This is a genomic window from Pandoraea cepalis (assembly GCF_902459665.1).
Classification (GTDB): domain Bacteria; phylum Pseudomonadota; class Gammaproteobacteria; order Burkholderiales; family Burkholderiaceae; genus Pandoraea; species Pandoraea cepalis.
This window is the reverse complement of sequence record NZ_CABPSL010000009.1, coordinates 24,725-42,571: the sequence shown is the minus strand read 5'-3', so window position 1 is coordinate 42,571 and position 17,847 is coordinate 24,725. Positions and strand designations below refer to the sequence as shown.

Sequence of the window (17,847 nt, the reverse complement as noted above, 5' to 3'; positions counted from 1 at the left end):
GTACGAATGGGACGATGGCAACATCGTCCCATTTCGTTTTGAGCGCGCGCTTTGTCTTGTCTTGGGTGCCGCGCTACACTGAACTTCGACGGATGGATTCTCGTGCTGTTCGCGCGAGGTTCCATGGTCGGCGTTGCGCTGGGGCGTGACGTTGACACTGCCCAGCCCCGTGTTCAAGTGAGGATGCCGATGTCGCTCGACTTTCCCGATGATGCCGCCCGCAGCCTGCCAAACGGTCCGCGCGCGCAGGCGCTTGTACCGCGGGGGCCTGGCAAGGTGGTAGAGATTCGCCCGGAGACGCTGCGCGGCCTGTACCCGCCGGTCGAGCCTTTTGAGTGCGGCGTGCTCGATGTGGGCAATGGGCACCAAGTGTATTGGGAGCGGTGCGGCAATCCGCGGGGCAAGCCGGCGGTGTTTCTGCACGGGGGGCCCGGGGGCGGTTGCTCGCCGGAGCATCGGCGGTTGTTCGATCCGGCCAAATACTGCATCACGCTGTTCGACCAGCGTGGCTGCGGACGTTCGTTACCGCATGCGAGTCTGGACCACAACACGACGTGGGATCTGGTGGATGACATCGAGTGCTTGCGCGTCAAGTTCGGATACGACCGTTGGCTGGTGTTAGGGGGCTCGTGGGGGAGCACCTTGGCACTGGCCTATGCGCAGGCGCACGTCGACCGAGTGAGCGAATTGATCGTGCGCGGCATTTTCACCGTGCGCCGCGACGAGTTGCAGTGGTATTACCAGAAGGGCGCATCGTGGCTGTTTCCGGATCGCTGGGAGTCTTTCCTCGCGCCGATCCCGCTTGAAGAGCGGGGCGATCTGATGCGTGCTTACCAGAAGCGGCTGACCCATCGCGATGAGGCCGTGAGAATCGAGGCGGCGCGGGCATGGAGTGTGTGGGAGGGCAGCACCATCACGCTGCTGCCCGACGACCGTCTTGCCGAGGCGTTCGGCGATCCGCGCTACGCAATTGCGTTCGCTCGCATCGAGAATCATTACTTCGTCAACGACGGCTTTCTCGCGCCGAACCAGTTGATCGATGGTGCGCGCGGCCTGCGCGACATTCCGGGTGTGATCGTCCAGGGTCGGTACGACGTGGCGACCCCCGCCCGCACGGCTTGGGACTTGCACAAGGCGTGGCCGGAGGCGGATTTCTATTGGGCGCCCGACGCCGGACATGCCTTCAACGAGCCCACCATTCTGCACTGGTTGATCGAAGCGACCGATCAGTTTGTGTCGACGCGGTGAGATCGACGGCGTCGTCTGGCGAGCGCCGATTGGCAGTGCTTGCGCCTGCGCGTCGGCCTCTTTCGATCCGGCGCGCGTAAGAAAAAACCCCGGCGTTGACCGTTGACGTCAACATCCGGGGTTTTCAGGCGTTTGCGCAGGACCGATGTGGCATCGGTCCTGACGGCCTCAGGCCGTTCAGTCGTCGCGACGCTTGTTGAAGCCGCCACCGTTGCGATTGCTGAAGCCGCGATCTTGACGCGGGGCGTCGAAGCTGCGCGTGCCGCGATCCTGACGATAGCCGCCTTCGGCGGGGCGCGGAGCGCGACGCTCGAAGCGGTCGGTCGCGCTGCCGTTCGAGAAGCCGTTGCCGCCATTACCGCCGTTACCCGCGCCGTTCTGCGGGTAACCCCCTTGGAAGCCATTGCCCTCGCGACGCTCGAACGGGGCACCGGCCGGCTTGTTGCCGCCGAAACGCTGACCGCCCTGATAACCGCCGCTACCGCTGCCGCCGTTACCGGCGCTGCTGGCGTGACGCGGACCGTTGTTGCTCCAGCGGCTGCCGCCGCCGTTGCCTTGACCGTGACGCGGACCATTGCGGCTCGGGCCCGGACGCTTGCCGCCGGCACCGGCCTTCGGTGCGGCACGGCGCGGTTCGAAACCGGCCACGACATTCACCGGCAGCAGTTCACGCGTGTAGCGTTCGATGCGACGCACCGCGCCGATTTCGGCGTGTGCGGCCAGGCTCACGGCCACGCCACGACGACCGGCACGGCCTGTACGGCCGATACGGTGGACGTAGTCTTCCGCAAACTTCGGCAGATCGTAGTTGAACACGTGCGTGATGCCCGGCACGTCGATGCCGCGTGCGGCCACGTCGGTGGCGACCAGCACGCGCACACGACGCTCGCGCAGGGCACGCAGCGTACGGTTACGCACGCCTTGCGGCATGTCGCCGTGCAGCGCGGCGCTGTCGAAACCGGCTTGTTCGAGCTGGTCGGCGATCAGGTCGGCGTCGCGCTTGGTCGACGTGAACACGATGGCCTGGTCGAGCGAATCGTTGCCGAGCAGGTGTGCGAGCAGGCGATCCTTGTGGGCGCGATCGTCCACGTAATGGAGCGTTTGCTCAATGTTAGCGTTGGTACGCTGGTCGGAGCCGCGCGTGATCTCGATGGTTTCCGGATCGCGCAGCAGACGACGCGTGATTTCGCCCATGCGGCCGTCGATCGTTGCCGAGAACAGCAGCGTCTGACGCGATGCCGGCGTGGCGTCGACGATGGTCTGGATGTCGTCGATGAAGCCCATGTCGAGCATGCGATCGGCTTCGTCGAGCACCAGCATCATCAATTGCGACAGGTCGATTTTGCCGCTGGAGATGTGATCGAGCAGACGGCCCGGCGTCGCCACGATGATCTCGGGCTGCTTCGCCAGCATTTCGAGCTGACGGGGGTAGGGCATACCGCCGAGAATGCTCACCGTGCGCAGGCGGCGCAGTTGCTTGCCGTACGTGTCGGCCGCGGTCGAGACCTGTTGCGCCAGTTCGCGCGTCGGCGTGAGCACGAGCAGCAGCGGCTGGGCGGCCACGCGACGCACGCGCTGGCCCTTGCGGGGCTTTTCGCCCGGCTCTGCCGGCACGTTGCGCGGATGCGCGGCCGGGGCGCGGCTGTTCAGCTCGCCGCTGGCCTGCATTTCCGCGAAGCGGTGGATGGCGGGCAGCATGAAGGCGGCCGTCTTGCCGGAGCCCGTCGGGCTCGACACGAGCAGATCGCGACCGGCGAGCGCGGCGGGAATCGCGCGCTGCTGCACCGGCGTCGGATGGGTATAGCCTGCGGTGGTGAGCGTCGACAGAATCGCCGCGTTCAAGCCGAGTTCGGCGAACGTGGGCTTGCCGTCGTCGCTGGGTGCCGGAGCAGCATCGACAACAATAGCGTTAGCGTTTTCTTCGGACGAAGGGAAATACGTCTGCGCGAGCGCAGACATCTTGGAAGTTTGTTCCATGAAGCCTCTTGCGGATCAAAAAGGTGATGTCGGGGCGTTGGCGCCAATCGGCAAACCCAATTCGTCGCAAGCAGGAAGCAAATCGCGGATGGGGCAGAAAGCGGATCGAAATCCGTATCGTAAGCCAGGGACGGTGGCGGGTCGTTCCTTTATCAGGAGCGCCAGTACCGGCAAGAACTACAGCGGCTTATCACAGGATTGGGGCAAAACGCAGTTTTTCGTCGCCTCGCAGGAAGTCCAATGACGATCCGCGAAGCGAAGCGCGGATTATAGCAGTGTTTTTGGGGAAGTGCACGTTCGGATTTGCACGGAGTAATAGGGCGGTTGCGATGCTCGGCTACGCGGAATGCGGCAAGCTGGCACTGGCCAGGGGCGGGCGACCGTCGGTGCCGCTAGGTGGCTCGCCGCCCACCCGATTACAATAGCGCCATGTCTTCGATTACGCTTCTCGCCCTCGATACCTCGACCGAATTCTGTTCGGTTGCCGTATACCGTCACGATCTCGCCAGCGGTGCCCCGGCCCTTGTGGTCGAGCGCCACCTCGATACCGGCCCGGTCTCCAGCACTCATATTCTGCCCGCCGCGCGCGACGTGCTGCGCGAGGCCGGCGTCACGCTCGCCGAATGCGACGCGATCGCCTTCGGGGCGGGGCCGGGGTCGTTTACCGGGTTGCGCACGGCCTGCGGTGTCGCGCAGGGGTTGGCGTTTGGCGCCGCACTGCCCGTGGTGCCGGTGGGCACGTTGCTCGCGTGTGCCGAAGCGGCGCGCGCATTGCGCGTCGACACACAACGCGTGCTTGTCGCACTCGATGCGCGCATGAATGAGGCCTATTGGGCCGATTACGCCTGGGACAGCGCCACGAACGACTGGCGCGAAGTTCTGCCTGCGTCGCTCGACGCTGCCGAACGGGTGCGCGCACCCGAAGTGGATTTCGTCATCGCGGGCAATGCCGCGCTGGCGTTCGGCGATCGATTGCAGGCAAGCGTGCAGGCGCAGGCGGTCCTGGCCAACGCCATGCCGCGTGCCCGTTACGTCGCAGCGCTCGCGGCCCGCGCCTTCGCGCGGGGCGGCGCCATTCCCGCCGATCAGGCCATGCCGGTCTACATCCGCAACAAGGTGGCGCAAACGACCGCCGAGCGCGAAGCGATCAAGCAGGCCGTGGCCCAGACCGCGAAGGCAAATGCCCCGGAGGTGCCCTGATGCGCCAGACCGGTCCGAACCATTATTCGCCGATGACGCTGGCCGATCTCGACGAGGTCGTAGCCGTCGAAGTGCGCGCGTATCCGTATCCCTGGACCCGCCAGAACTTCGCCGATTCGCTCGACGCCGGGCATCAGGGCGTCTGCCTGCGCGCGGTCGATGGCACACTGCTCGGTTATTTTCTGATGATGCCGGTCGTCGACGAGTCACATTTGCTCAACGTGTGCGTCGAGCCGGAAATGCAGGGCAACGGGCTGGGCGTGCAGTTGCTTGACGAGGTCGTGCGAGTCTCGCGTGCGCAGGGTATGAGCGGCGTATTGCTGGAGGTGCGTCCGTCGAACGTGAGGGCGCTGCGCGTGTACGAGCGTTTCGGATTCGTGCAGATTGGCCGGCGCAAGGGATATTATCCGGCGAGCGGGCGTCGTGAAGACGCCATTGTGATGCGCCTGACGTGGGAGACTGATCGTGCCGTGGCCTAAAGCGATTCTGGAAGAGTTCGGGCTGTGGCCGGTGTGGATGTCGCACGAGGCCGTGGCCCAAGTGGCGACGGCAACGGTAACGGCGATCGACGAGGGCGGCGACGTTGCGACACGCGTCGATGCGGCCGCCCCTCGGGGCGAAGCTCATGCCGACGACCTGCCGCCGTGGGACGTGACGCCGAGCGTCACGCCGGCGATGGCGCGTGCTGCCGGACGCGCCGCGATATCGGGCGAAGTACCCGCGGCCCCTGTTCGCCGTGAGTCGGCACCGGTGCCCGCACCGACATCCGCACCGCGTGGGGCCAGCCGTCACATGGAGGACCTGCCGCCCGACGACAGGCCGATGTGGCTCGACAGCGATGGCAGCGGCGACGGCGACGCAGCCGCCGATGCTGCGCTGTGGTCGATCATGCGCGATGCGGGCGAGGCCGGGGCGCCGTCGCGTCCTGCGCTGCCGGGCGTCGAGACACTGGACTGGGAGGCGCTGACGGAGCGCGTCGCCAATTGCCGCCTGTGCGGCCTGTGCGAAACGCGTACGCAGACGGTCTTCGGCGTGGGCGACCGCGAGGCCGACTGGCTGCTCGTGGGGGAAGCCCCGGGCCAGCAGGAGGATTTGCAGGGCGAGCCGTTCGTGGGGCAGGCGGGCAAGCTGCTCGACAACATGCTGCGCGCCGTGACATTGCAGCGCGGCGAGAACGTGTATATCGCGAACGTCCTCAAGTGCCGTCCGCCGAACAACCGAGATCCCGAAGCGACCGAAGTGGCGAGCTGCGAGCCTTACCTGAAGCGTCAGGTGGCACTGCTCAAGCCGCGCGTGATCGTGGTGATGGGGCGTTTCGCCGCGCAGAGCATTTTGCGCACGCAGGCGAGCATCGCCAGCCTGCGCGGGCGCGTGCATGAATATGAAGGCGTGCCGGTGATCGTGACGTACCATCCGGCTTACCTGTTGCGCAGTTTGCCCGACAAGGCCAAGGCCTGGACCGATTGGTGCCTGGCACGGGCTACCTACGAGGCTGTGTGCGAATCGACTCCCTCCCAGACGCCTACGGCGAACTGATCGAAACGCTGCGCGAGGCGCCGGTGCGCGACCTCGCGTGGCTGCTGTTGTCCGCCGATCTGCTCAGTGCCGCCCGCTTTCCGGCGGCGCTGGCGCAGTTCGACGGCGTGCAGGCGGTGAACGATGTGGCGCGCCAGCCCGACATCGCCGATCCCGTCCCCCATTCCCGAATCCTGCGCGACTGGCTACTGGCCTGCGATGCCGACGTCGAGCCGTTGCGCGACTTTCTTGCGCGCGGCGAAAGTCATCGCCTGGGCCGCTATGCGGAGCAACTGCTGCACTTCGCACTGCTGCACAGTCCTCGCTTCGATCTGCTCGCCGCCGGTTTGCAGGTGCGTGACGCCCGGCGCGGCAATATGACGCTTGGCGAGTGCGATTTCCTGTTGGCCCGGCGCGCCGACTGTCAATTGCTGCATTGGGAGCTGGCGGTGAAGCTGTATCTGTTCGTGCCGCCAGCGACGCCGTCGTCGGGGCTCGACGAACGTGCCGTGCAGTTTCACTGGCTCGGACCGAACCTGGCCGACAGCCTGGCCGACAAGGTGGCGCGGTTGCTCGATCATCAATTGCGCCTGACCACGCTGGACGCAGCGCTTAGCGCATTGCCTGCCGCCGGGCCGTGGCTGCCGCAGGTCTATCTGAAGGGCTGGCTGTTCCATCCACTCGCGCAAGGTGGGCAGTTGCCGGCGGTGGCGTCCGAGGCACACGGTCGAGGCTGGTGGGCGACGCTCGACGCGTGGTGGGCGCACGCGCAGTCGACACAGCAAGCGCCGAGCGCCGCACGCGAACGCACGTGGGCATTGCTGCCGCGCGCGCGTTGGCTGGCCCCCGCGCGCGTCAGCGATTCCTCGGCGCTATCGCTGGTGGCGCTGCATACCCGAATCGAGACGCACTGGCGAGAACGCGGCGCCGAGCCGTTGCTCGTCGTGTCGCTGAACCGGCGGGCGGGCGACGGGGATTGGTTCGAGGAAGAGCGCGGATTTATCGTGCCTGATTTCTGGGCACCGCGCGCCCGGCATCGCATCGAGGAATTGAGCGAACGGGCCGACGCGGCCGCGCGTCGCGCGCTGGCGCAGAGTGCCGACGACGGCGCGCCGTCGATCTGAGTCGGCGCATTGCGGGTATTGCGAGCGTTCAGCGCATTCAGCTCGTTAGCGCCTCACTGCGTCACGCCTTGGGCCATACGGCGTGGAAGTGATGCACGGGGCCGACACCGTGGCCGATGTGCAATGTGTCACTGGCGGCAAGCGCGCCGTTGAGATACGCCTTGGCATCACGTACGGTGTCCGACCAGTCGTTGCGACGAGGTCGCAGCGCTGCCAGCGCGGCGGAGAGCGTGCAGCCGGTACCGTGGGTGTTGTGCACGGCGATGCGCGGGGCGGTGAAGCGCTCGACCCCGGTCGCGCTCACGAGCCAGTCCGGGCTGAGATCGCTGGCCAGATGGCCCCCCTTGACCAGCACATGGCGAGCGCCCAGCGCGCGCAGCGCTTGCGCTTGCTGTTCCATCTCGCGTTCGTCGGTCGCGGGCTCGACGCCGAGCAGCGCCGCGGCTTCCGGCAGGTTGGGTGTGATCAGATCCGCCAGCGGCAGCAGTTCATCGCGCAATGCGGCGACGGCGTCGGGTTGCAGCAACGCGTGGCCGCTCTTCGAGATCATCACGGTATCGAGCACGACAAAGCGCGGCTTGTACTGCCGCAATCCGGCGGCAACGGCGCGCACGACCTCGGCATTGCCTAGCATGCCCAGCTTGACGGCATCGACCGTCAGATCCTGGAAAACGGCATCCATTTGCGCAGTGACGAAACTCGCCGGCGGCGTGTGGATGGCGGTGACCCCCTGCGTGTTCTGCGCGGTGAGGGCGGTAATCACGCTGGCGCCGTAGGCGCCGAGCGCGGAAAACGTTTTCAGATCGGCTTGGATGCCGGCGCCACCGCTGGAATCCGAGCCGGCAATGGTGAGGACGATGGGAACGGACGACTGACGCGAAGACATATCAATGCTTGATTTCGCCGATGAGCGCGACCGAATCGAATTCGCGCTGATTGGCCTGGTGACGCCGCATGACGAGCCACATCGTGCCCGAGACAAACACGCCGAACAGAATGATGACGACCCCCACCGGCACGTTGAACCAGATCAGCAGCGCGTAGAGGCACAGCATGATGAGCACGGAAAGGTTCTCGTTGAAGTTCTGCACGGCGATGGAATGGCCCGCCGAGAGCAAGACGTGACCGCGATGTTGGAGCAGGGCGTTCATCGGCACCACGAAGAAACCCGCGAGCGCACCGACGATGATGAGGAAGATGTAGGCAACGATCAGGTACAGCGGTACTTTCCAATCGGCGCCCCACGGCAGTAGGTCCTTCGAGAAGAAGGCCATCGCCATCACCGCGATGCCCATGGCGATGCCGACCGGCAGTACTGAGAGCGAACGCTTGAGCGGGATGCGCGAGGCGGCGGCGATGGCGCCGATGGCCACGCCCACCGCGGACACCGCCTGCAGGATGGCGCCTTCCGACAGCGTCATGCCCAGCGCTTTTTCGGCCCAGCGCAGCACGATGAACTGGAGCGTTGCTCCCGCGCCCCAGAACAGGGTCGTGACGGCGAGCGAGATCTGGCCCAGCTTGTCGCGCCACAGCGTGGTGAAGCAGTCGGCAAAATCGGAGACGAGTCGGATTGGATTACGTTGCTGACGCGCGTAACGCGCGCCCGTGTCGGGGATGCGCAAATTGAACAGCGCGGCAATCACGTAGATGACCATGATGACCACCATCGAGGCCATCGCCGGCGTATTGATGACCTCTGGCGTGCGTTGGAGCACCCATTCGGAAATATGTGGACTGATGAGTGTGCCGCCGAGGACGGTGCCGAGAATGATCGAGCTGACCGTCAGCCCCTCGATCCAGCCGTTGGCCGCGACCAGTTTCTCCGCAGGCAGCAATTCGGTGAGAATGCCGTACTTCGCGGGCGAGTAGGCCGCCGCGCCGAAGCCGACTACACCATACGCGATCAGTGGATGCGAGCCGAACAGCATCATCAGGCAGCCCGCGACCTTGATCGAGTTGCTGATGAACATGACCTTGCCCTTGGGCATCGAATCGGCGAAGGCCCCGACGTAGGCGGCGAGAATGACGTACGAGAGCACGAAGAAGAGCTTGAGCAGCGGCGTCATCCACTGCGGGGAGTGCAGATCTTTCAGGAGCGCGATTGCGGCGATGAGCAATGCATTGTCGGCCAGCGACGAAAAAAACTGCGCGGCCATGATGGTATAAAAGCCTTTCTTCATCGTTCCTTGAGTCGATCCCGTGCTGCGTAAAACTTGCGTGTCTCGGTTGTCGGTATCCGCAGCGCCCGCAACGGGCTTCCCCACGGAAGAAACCGGGCTTAAACATCGGGGTATCGGCGCGCTTCGGCCAATCAACTGTCGTTATTCGGCCGTATATTCGGCCTTGATGCTCCCCGTGTCGGGCGCCCGGTCGCCCTCGGTCTGAGACCGGTCTTGTTATCGGGAGAAAAATTTGGCAAAACAAGTTGTGCGCACGGCTTTATAACACGAAAATATGCCGATGCGTTATGCCGCCAGCCTGTCCTGGCGAGCGTCTCCTTCGATCCCGTGTCCGCTTATGCCTCGTCCAATCAAAGTCTCGATTCACACCGCAGCCCTCGCTCACAATCTCGATGTCGCCCGCCGCAGTGCGCCCCGCGCCAAGGTGTGGGCCGTGGTCAAGGCCAATGCCTACGGGCATGGCATTGAAAACGCGTATCCCGGATTGCGCGACGCCGATGGCTTCGGCCTGCTCGATCTCGACGAGGCCGTGCGTTTGCGCGAACTCGGCTGGGCCGGTCCCATTCTGCTGCTCGAAGGGTTCTTCAAACCCGAAGATCTGGCCGTCGTCGACAAGTATGGTCTGACGACGACCGTGCACAGCGACGAACAACTGCGCATGCTGGAGACCACGCGCCTGAGCAAGCCGCTCAACGTGCAGCTCAAGATGAATTCGGGCATGAACCGTCTCGGCTTCGCCCCCGAGCGTTTTCGCGCCGCATGGGAGCGTGCTCGCGCGATTCCCGGCGTGAGCCAGATCGTGCTGATGACTCACTTTTCCGATGCCGACGGTCCGCGCGGCATCGCGTATCAGATGGAAGCGTTCGAGCGCGGCGCATGCGACGTGCCGGGCGAGCGCAGCCTGGCCAACTCGGCCGCCACGCTGTTCCATCCGGAAGCACACGGCGCATGGGTGCGTCCGGGGATCATGCTCTATGGCTCCTCGCCGAAAGGTCTCGAAGTCCCGGCGGCCACGCTTGATCTGCAACCGACCATGACGCTCGAAGCCGAGTTGATCGGCATTCAGGACGTGCCGGCGGGCGGTACCGTCGGTTACGGTAGCGTCTTCACCGCCGAGACGCCGATGCGCGTGGGCACAGTGGCCTGCGGCTATGCCGACGGCTATCCGCGTGTTGCCCCCTCGGGCACGCCGATACTGGTCGACGGTGTGCGCACGCGCACCGTGGGGCGCGTGTCGATGGACATGCTCGCCGTCGATCTCACGCCGGTGCCGCAGGCACGCGTGGGTGCGCCTGTCACGTTGTGGGGGCGGGGCCTTTGCATCGACGAGGTCGCAGCGTCGGCCGGCACGCTCGGCTATGAGCTGATGTGTGCCGTGGCGCGCCGCGTGCCGGTGTACGCGAACTGAGCATCAGGACAGGATCGCCACGCATGGCCAAAGCCAAGACTGTCTATATTTGTACCGAATGCGGCGGGCAGACGCCCAAGTGGGCGGGGCAGTGTCCCCACTGCAACGGCTGGAACTCGCTCGTCGAATCGGTGGCGGAAGCGCCGACAGGTCATCGATACCAATCGCTCGCCAAGAGTACGCCCGTGCGCAAGCTCGCGCAGATCGAGGCGGCCGATGTGCCGCGCTTCTCCAGCGGCGTGAGCGAATTCGACCGCGTGCTGGGCGGCGGTCTGGTTGCCGGCGGCGTGGTGCTCATCGGGGGGGATCCCGGGATCGGCAAGTCGACGCTGCTGCTTCAGTCGCTTGCGCATCTGGCGCGCGAACGGCGTGCGCTGTATGTGAGCGGCGAAGAATCGGGCGCGCAGATTGCCTTGCGTGCGCAGCGCCTGGGCCTCGGCGCCGCGGGCGAGGGCGGCGGGGAATTGGATTTGCTGGCGGAAATCCAGCTCGAGAAGATTCTGGGCGCCATCGAGTCGGAGAAGCCCGACGTGGTCGTGATCGACTCGATCCAGACGGTCTACTCAGAAGCGCTCAGTTCGGCGCCGGGATCGGTCGCGCAGGTGCGCGAATGCGCGGCGCAACTCACGCGCAGCGCCAAGCAGAGCGGCGTAACGGTGATCATGGTTGGCCACGTGACCAAGGAAGGCAGTCTCGCCGGGCCGCGCGTTCTCGAACACATCGTCGACACGGTGCTGTATTTCGAGGGCGATACGCACTCGTCGTACCGGTTGGTGCGGGCGTTCAAAAATCGCTTCGGTGCCGTCAACGAGTTGGGCGTGTTCGCGATGACGGAGAAAGGCCTGCGCGGCGTGGCGAATCCGTCGGCCTTGTTCCTCTCGCAACATGAGCAAAGCGTGCCGGGCTCGTGCGTGCTCGTCACGCAGGAAGGCACGCGCCCGCTGCTCGTAGAGGTGCAGGCGCTGGTCGACACGGCGCAGGTGCCCAATCCGCGGCGTTTGGCCGTGGGGCTGGAGCAGAACCGGCTGGCCATGTTGCTCGCCGTGATGCATCGTCACGCGGGCATCGCCTGTTTCGATCAGGATGTGTTCCTGAACGCCGTCGGCGGCGTGAAGATCTCGGAACCGGCGGCCGATCTGGCCGTGTTGCTGGCAATTCATTCGTCGCTGCGCAACAAGCCGTTGCCGCGCGGCATCGTGGCATTCGGCGAGGTCGGGCTGGCGGGCGAAATCCGGCCGAGCCCGCGCGGTCAGGATCGTCTCAAGGAAGCCGCCAAACTGGGCTTTTCGATTGCGATCATCCCGAAGGCGAATGCGCCGAAGCAACCGATCGACGGCCTCGAAGTGCATGCCGTCGACCGTTTGGAGCACGCGATTTCCGTCGTGGCGGGGTTGTAGTCGCGCTGGCGCTTGGGGCGCTCCGGGGCAGGCCTTCTCAAGGCCATGCCACCGCCCCGGCAGCCAGGGTCTGACGCCTGTCAGACGATCTGCTCGAGCGCTTCCTGTGCGTCGAGCCATTCGGCTTCAATGTCCGACAGTTTGGCCGTGACGTCCACCTGCTGCTTCAGGCTGTCGGTCAGCAAGGCTTTTTTCGCGTCTTCATAGGTGCCGCTGTCGGCGAGGATGGCGTCGAGTCGCGCCTTTTCGTCCGCGAGTTTCGCCATCGATTGCTCCAGCTTCTCGATCTTGCGTTGCAGCGGTTTGCGCAGTTGAGACAGCCGCTGGCGTTCCTGCGCTTCGGCGCGCTTCTGATCCTTGCGATTGACGCCGTCGCCACCCTCTGCACTCTCACCGCTACCATTGCTGGCGTCACGTGCCGCGGCCCGTTGGTCGGCCGCGTGTTGCAGCAGCCAGTCGCGATAGTCGTCGAGATCGCCGTCGAACGGTTTCACTTCGCCGCCGGCCACGAGCAGAAACTGATCGGTGGTCGCGCGCAGCAAATGCCGATCGTGCGAGACGAGAATCAATGTGCCGTCGAACTGCGCCAAGGCCATCGTGAGCGCGTGGCGCGTTTCGAGGTCCAGGTGATTGGTCGGTTCGTCGAGCAGCAGAAGGTTCGGCTTGCGCCAGATGATGAGCGCGAGCGCCAGACGCGCCTTCTCGCCGCCGGAGAACGGGGCGATCGATGACGTGGCCATGTCACCACGGAAATTGAACCCGCCCAGAAAATCCCGTAGCTCCTGCTCGCGCGTATCCGGGGCGAGCCGCTGCAAGTGCTGCAACGGCGAATCGTCGTGACGCAGCGTTTCGACCTGATGCTGGGCGAAGTAGCCGATCTGCAGGCCCTTGCCGGTTTTCACCGAGCCGGTGAGGGTCGCCAGCGTGCCGGCGAGCGTTTTGATCAGCGTCGATTTGCCCTGACCGTTGGCGCCGAGCAGGCCGATACGTTGCTCGTTCTGCACCGACATCGTGACGTGCGGCAGGATGACCTTCTCGCTGCCGTCCTCGAGCGGGTAGCCGCAACGGACGGCTTCGAGCACGAGCATTGGGTTCGGCGCGCTGTCAGCCGGGCGGAACTCAAACGTGAACGGCGACGCGATATGCGCGGGGGCGATGCGCTCCATCTTTTCGAGCGCCTTCACGCGACTCTGCGCCTGGCGTGCCTTCGTCGCCTTGGCCTTGAAGCGCGTGATGAACGACTCCAGGTGCGCAATCGTCTTTTGCTGCTTCTCGAAGGCGCTTTGCTGCAGCGTCAGTTGCTGGCCGCGCAGGATTTCGAACTGACTGTAGTTGCCACCGTAACGCTTGATCTGCTGATTCTCGATATGCAGCGTGACGTTGCAGACCTCGTCGAGAAATTCGCGATCGTGCGAAATCACGATGAGCGTACCCGGGTAACGCTTGAGCCAGTCTTCGAGCCAGACGATGGCGTCCAGATCCAGGTGGTTGGTCGGCTCGTCGAGCAGCAACAGATCGGACGGGCACATGAGCGCCTGCGCCAGATTCAGGCGCATGCGCCAACCGCCCGAGAAGCTGGCGACCGGCAACTGCGTTTGCGCCAACGTAAAGCCGAGGCCGAGCAGCAGCGCCTCGCCGCGGGCCGGGGCGGTGTACCCGTCGGCGTCGGCGAAGGCCGCGTGGGCGTCGGCCTGGGCATGGCCGTCGTGAGCGACTTCCGCCGCCGCAATATTCGCTTCGATCTCACGCAGCCGCGTGTCGCCGTCGAGAACGTAGTCGAGCGCAGTACGCTCGACCGCTGGCGTCTCCTGCATCACATGCGCCAGGCGCCAGCTACTGGGCACGAAGACATCGCCCCCATCTGCGTGCAACTGCCCGCGCAACAGCGCGAACAGCGTGGACTTGCCGGCGCCGTTGGCGCCGACGAGGCCGACGCGCTCGCCCGGGTTGAGCGTGACGGAGGTGTCCTCGAAGAGCGGCTTGGTGCCGCGCGCGAGGGAAAGGTGTTCGAATCGGATCACGAAAAAGGCCGAGGGGTAAGCGGGTCAGTGCGTCCTTGGCCTGCGCGGCGGGCATGTGCCGTCGATCCAATGAGGACCGAACGTGCGATGCCGGCAAACCCACGCGCAGAGGACGGCAAAACCGCCATTTTACCGGTCCGCGCAGGCGAATGCGATGTGCGCCGTCGACTGGCTACAGAATTGGGGCGAAAAGCCGCGCCACGCGCATCACAATCTGGCGCCATTTCGGAATCGTCCGAAATTCGTCCTTGTTCAGCAGGGTGGCATGCTCGAAGTCGTGCGTGAGCATGAACGCGACGTCATCGGCAAAGGCGCGGTCGACGGTCAGCAGCATGATCTCGAAATTGAGGCGGAACGACCGGTTGTCGAGGTTGGCGCTACCGACGGCGGCCGCGCTGTCGTCGATCAGTACGACCTTCTGGTGAACGAAGCCGTGTTGATACCGATAGACGTTGATGCCGCTGCGGGCGGCTTCGAAGGCGTACGACGTGGTGGCTTCGAACACCACGCGGTGATCGGCCCGGTCGGGGATCAGGATGCGCACGTCCACGCCGCGCAGCACCGCCAGGCGCAATGCGGAGAACACGGCTTCGTCGGGCACGAAGTAGGGAGTGGTGAGCCAGACCCGCTGTTGCGCAGCGTTGATGGCGGTGACAAAGAAGAGCGACGACGTTTCCAGCCGGTCGGCGGGGCCGCTGGGCACCACCTGGCAGTGCATGTCTTCGCCGGAGGCGACCGGTTGACGATTCAGCTCCGGTACCGTGCCCGTACTCCAGTGCCAGTCTTCGGCGAACGCGCGTTGAATGCCGACCACTGCCGGGCCGCGCACGGCAATGTGCGTGTCGCGCCAGGGGGCCAGCGGCGGTTTCTCGCCAAGATACTCCACGCCGACGTTGTGACCGCCGATGAACGCTTCGTTGCCGTCGATCACGACAATCTTGCGGTGATTGCGAAAGTTCAACTGGAAGCGATTCACGAAAATACCGCGCTTGGCGGCGGCGAACTCGTGCACGAGGACACCGCCTTGGCGCAGCGTGTCGCAGTAACTGCCGGGCAAGTCGTGGCTGCCGATCCGGTCGTAGAGAAAGAATACCTTCACGCCCGTGGCGGCGCGCGCGAGCAGGCGGGCGGACAGGGCGCGTCCAAGGGCATCGTCCTTGACGATGAAGAACTGAATGACGATGTAGTCGCGCGCGCGGTCGATGGCGGCAAAGATGGCGTCGAACGTGGCGTGGCCGTTCACCAGCAGACGCACGCGATTGCCGGCAACGAACGACATGCCCGTCATGGCGGTGAGCGCCGCAAACTCGGGATGGGCTTCCATCGCGACAGGCGGCTCACCGCTCCATTGTGTTTCGCCGATGCGGGTTTGCAACGCTTGATTCCGGGCGCGCCGGGCCTCGACGTAGCCGATGAACTTCGATCGGCCGAGGAACAGGTAGGGGATGAGCGTGAGGTAGGGCATCGTGACGAGCGATACCGCCCACGCCACGGCGCCCTGCGACGTCCGTACCGTCAGCACGGCATGGATCGCGGCGATCGCCCCCAGTGCATGGATACAGGCGACGGCAAAGCCGACGTCGAGCCAATTGAGCACCATGACGGACAATCTTCCTCCATGCCGTGAGTCGCGCGGACCCGGGAACCCGAGTGTAACCGGGCTGCATGACCTTAGGCGAGCCCTCGCTGCAATGGGCGAGCACCGAGGCGATTACGGCAGATCGGCGGCCTGTACCAGGAACACCATGTCGTCGCCGGCGCTCGTGGCGAGCCACGTCATCGGCAGATCGGGGAACGCGGCTTCGACAAAGTGACGTTCGTTGCCGATTTCCACGACCAGAACGCCATGCTCCGTCAGGTGCTCGCGTGCACCGGCAATGATGCGTCGAACCACGTCCATCCCGTCGTTACCCCCCGCCAGGGCAAGACGCGGCTCGTGGCGATACTCGGCCGGCAGCACCTGCATCGAACCTTCGTTCACATACGGCGGATTGGTGAGGATGACTTCGTAACGCTTGCCCGTGGGCAGCGGTGCATACAGGTCGCCCAGATGCAGCGCGACTCGGTCGTCGAGGCTGTAGTCGGCCACGTTGATCCTGGCCACGGCGAGCGCGTCGGGTGAAATGTCGACGGCATCGATCTGCGCGGCCGGGAAGGTCTCGGCGGCCAGAATCGCCAGGCAGCCCGAGCCGGTGCACAGTTCGAGGACCTCGGCCACGTCGTCGGCGTGATCGACCCACGGCTGCAAGGCGTCTTCCAGTAATTCGCCGATGAACGAGCGCGGCACGATGACGCGCTCGTCCACGTAGAACCGGTGGCCGTGCATCCACGCTTCATTCGTGATGTAAGACGCCGGCACGCGCTCGCCCGCTCGACGGTTGACGACCGACAGCACGCGCTCGATTTCGTCGGGCAGCAAACGGGCGTCGAGAAACGGGTCGAGTGTGTCGATCGGCAGGTGCAGCGTATGCAGCAGCAGATAGGCGGCCTCGTCGTACGCCGTGGCCGTGCCATGCCCGAAGGCCAGCTCGGCCTCGGTGAAGCGCGAAACGGCGTAGCGCAACAGGTCGCGTAACGTCTGGAAGGGATGGGTCGGTGTCGTCATGGTGGAATGCCTCGTGCGCCTCAGGCCACCAGGCGCGTCAACACGCCCCGATAGATGTTCTTGAGCGGTTCGATGTCGGCCACCGCGATGTGTTCGTCGATCTTGTGGATGCTGGCGTTGCACGGACCGAATTCGATGACCTGCGGGCAGATGCGTGCGATAAAACGCCCGTCGGACGTGCCGCCCGTGGTCGAGAGTTCGGTCTCGAGCCCCGTTTCCTCGCGGATGGCGCTCGCGAGCGCTGCCGACAGGTCGCCGCGCGGCGTGAGGAACGGCTGGCCGCTGATCGACCAGTCGAGCGTATAGGTCAGGCCGTGACGGTCGAGCAATGCATGCACCCGTTGCTGGAGGCCGTCGGACGTGCTGGCGGTCGAGAAGCGGAAGTTGAACATCACCGTCAACTCGCCGGGAATGACGTTGGTCGCGCCGGTGCCTGCGTGGATATTCGAGATTTGCCACGTGGTGGGCGGGAAATACTCGTTGCCGTTGTCCCACACGGTTTGCGTCAGCTCGGCCAGTGCCGGCGCGAACAGGTGCGTTGGGTTCTTGGCGAGGTGCGGATAGGCAATGTGCCCCTGCACGCCCTTGATGACCAGCTTGCCCGACATCGATCCGCGACGGCCGTTCTTGACCATGTCGCCCAGGCGCTGGCTCGAGGTCGGCTCACCGACCACGCAGTAGTCCAGGCGCTCGCCCCGCGCCGTGAGCGCTTCAACGACCTTCACGGTACCGTCGGTGGCGGGGCCTTCCTCGTCGCTGGTCAGCAGGAAACCCACGGAGCCGGTGTGATCCGGATGTTGGGCGACGAACTCCTCGGAGGCGACCACGAACGCCGCCAGCGACGTTTTCATATCGGCGGCGCCACGACCGTAGAGCATGCCGTCACGATGCGTGGGGGCAAACGGATCCGAATGCCATTGCTCCAGCGGGCCGGTCGGTACGACGTCGGTGTGGCCTGCGAAGACGAGCAGCCGGCCGTCGGGGCCGCGCGTGCCGCGCTTGATCGCCCAGAGGTTGGTCACGCCGTTCGACGCGATGGTCTCGCACGCGAAGCCGATGGCCTCAAGGCGGCGCGCCAGGATGGCCTGGCAATCGCGGTCTTCGGGCGTCACCGAGTGACGGGCGATCAGTTGCTCGGTGAGCGCCAGTGTGGCGCCTTGGGAGAAAGTCAT

At 65.1% G+C, this 17,847-nt stretch carries 15 protein-coding genes; 8 read left to right on the top strand and 7 right to left on the bottom strand.

What is annotated here, in order from left to right:
* Positions 1-309: 309 nt before the first annotated feature.
* Positions 310-1,248: a prolyl aminopeptidase gene (pip, locus tag PCE31106_RS13005; RefSeq protein WP_217425910.1), complete on the top strand. Its 939-nt coding sequence runs from the start codon at positions 310-312 to the stop codon at positions 1,246-1,248.
* A gap of 177 nt (positions 1,249-1,425) precedes the next feature.
* Here the strand turns inward: pip and PCE31106_RS13000 are convergent, their stop codons facing one another.
* Positions 1,426-3,225 (bottom strand): DEAD/DEAH box helicase, encoded by a 1,800-nt coding sequence (locus tag PCE31106_RS13000; protein ID WP_254441029.1) that lies wholly within the window; start codon positions 3,223-3,225, stop codon positions 1,426-1,428.
* Between PCE31106_RS13000 and PCE31106_RS12995 the strand changes: the two genes are divergently transcribed.
* The 5 genes from PCE31106_RS12995 to PCE31106_RS12975 all read left to right on the top strand — a co-directional run bounded on the left by PCE31106_RS12995 (position 3,224) and on the right by PCE31106_RS12975 (position 7,064).
* The gene (locus tag PCE31106_RS12995; protein WP_150563536.1) at positions 3,224-3,469 is read left to right on the top strand and encodes a hypothetical protein; all 246 of its coding nucleotides are present in this window, start codon (positions 3,224-3,226) and stop codon (positions 3,467-3,469) included. The two genes, PCE31106_RS13000 and PCE31106_RS12995, sit on opposite strands and share 2 nt — an antisense overlap.
* A 185-nt stretch (positions 3,470-3,654) precedes the next feature.
* Positions 3,655-4,425, top strand: a complete 771-nt coding sequence (tsaB, locus tag PCE31106_RS12990) for a tRNA (adenosine(37)-N6)-threonylcarbamoyltransferase complex dimerization subunit type 1 TsaB (RefSeq protein ID WP_150563535.1) — start codon at positions 3,655-3,657, stop codon at positions 4,423-4,425.
* Positions 4,425-4,904 carry a ribosomal protein S18-alanine N-acetyltransferase gene (rimI, locus tag PCE31106_RS12985; RefSeq protein WP_017232251.1) on the top strand — a complete coding sequence of 160 codons (480 nt, stop codon included), beginning with the start codon at positions 4,425-4,427 and terminating at the stop codon, positions 4,902-4,904. The genes tsaB and rimI overlap by 1 nt, the downstream gene beginning before the upstream one ends.
* On the top strand, positions 4,891-5,961 hold the full coding sequence (locus tag PCE31106_RS12980; protein WP_150563534.1) for a uracil-DNA glycosylase: 1,071 nt from the start codon (positions 4,891-4,893) through the stop codon (positions 5,959-5,961). Before rimI ends, PCE31106_RS12980 begins: the two co-directional genes overlap by 14 nt.
* Entirely contained in the window at positions 5,922-7,064 is a 1,143-nt protein-coding gene (locus PCE31106_RS12975; protein WP_174975157.1) for a DUF1853 family protein, read from the top strand. Before PCE31106_RS12980 ends, PCE31106_RS12975 begins: the two co-directional genes overlap by 40 nt.
* A gap of 61 nt (positions 7,065-7,125) precedes the next feature.
* Here the strand turns inward: PCE31106_RS12975 and thiD are convergent, their stop codons facing one another.
* Complete coding sequence (thiD, locus tag PCE31106_RS12970; RefSeq protein WP_150563532.1) at positions 7,126-7,950, bottom strand: bifunctional hydroxymethylpyrimidine kinase/phosphomethylpyrimidine kinase; 825 nt, start codon at positions 7,948-7,950, stop codon at positions 7,126-7,128.
* Position 7,951: 1 nt separating this feature from the next.
* A complete protein-coding gene (gene lplT, locus PCE31106_RS12965) occupies positions 7,952-9,244 on the bottom strand; it encodes a lysophospholipid transporter LplT (RefSeq protein ID WP_017234102.1) in 1,293 nt (430 codons plus the stop codon).
* 337 nt (positions 9,245-9,581) lie between these two features.
* On the opposite strand from lplT, the gene alr reads away from it, so the two are divergent.
* Together alr and radA are read left to right on the top strand one after the other, a co-directional pair.
* A complete protein-coding gene (alr, locus tag PCE31106_RS12960) occupies positions 9,582-10,652 on the top strand; it encodes an alanine racemase (RefSeq protein ID WP_017234103.1) in 1,071 nt (356 codons plus the stop codon).
* Between the two features lie 23 nt (positions 10,653-10,675).
* Positions 10,676-12,049 carry a DNA repair protein RadA gene (gene radA, locus PCE31106_RS12955; RefSeq protein ID WP_017234104.1) on the top strand — a complete coding sequence of 458 codons (1,374 nt, stop codon included), beginning with the start codon at positions 10,676-10,678 and terminating at the stop codon, positions 12,047-12,049.
* 80 nt (positions 12,050-12,129) lie between these two features.
* On the opposite strand, the gene PCE31106_RS12950 is transcribed toward radA, so the two are convergent.
* The 4 genes from PCE31106_RS12950 to dapE all read right to left on the bottom strand — a co-directional run bounded on the left by PCE31106_RS12950 (position 12,130) and on the right by dapE (position 17,847).
* On the bottom strand, positions 12,130-14,070 hold the full coding sequence (locus PCE31106_RS12950) for an ATP-binding cassette domain-containing protein (protein WP_130025793.1): 1,941 nt from the start codon (positions 14,068-14,070) through the stop codon (positions 12,130-12,132).
* Between the two features lie 172 nt (positions 14,071-14,242).
* On the bottom strand, positions 14,243-15,670 hold the full coding sequence (cls, locus tag PCE31106_RS12945; protein ID WP_017234106.1) for a cardiolipin synthase: 1,428 nt from the start codon (positions 15,668-15,670) through the stop codon (positions 14,243-14,245).
* Between the two features lie 111 nt (positions 15,671-15,781).
* The gene (prmB, locus tag PCE31106_RS12940; RefSeq protein ID WP_150563531.1) at positions 15,782-16,675 is read right to left on the bottom strand and encodes a 50S ribosomal protein L3 N(5)-glutamine methyltransferase; all 894 of its coding nucleotides are present in this window, start codon (positions 16,673-16,675) and stop codon (positions 15,782-15,784) included.
* A gap of 20 nt (positions 16,676-16,695) precedes the next feature.
* Positions 16,696-17,847: a succinyl-diaminopimelate desuccinylase gene (dapE, locus tag PCE31106_RS12935; RefSeq protein WP_017234108.1), complete on the bottom strand. Its 1,152-nt coding sequence runs from the start codon at positions 17,845-17,847 to the stop codon at positions 16,696-16,698.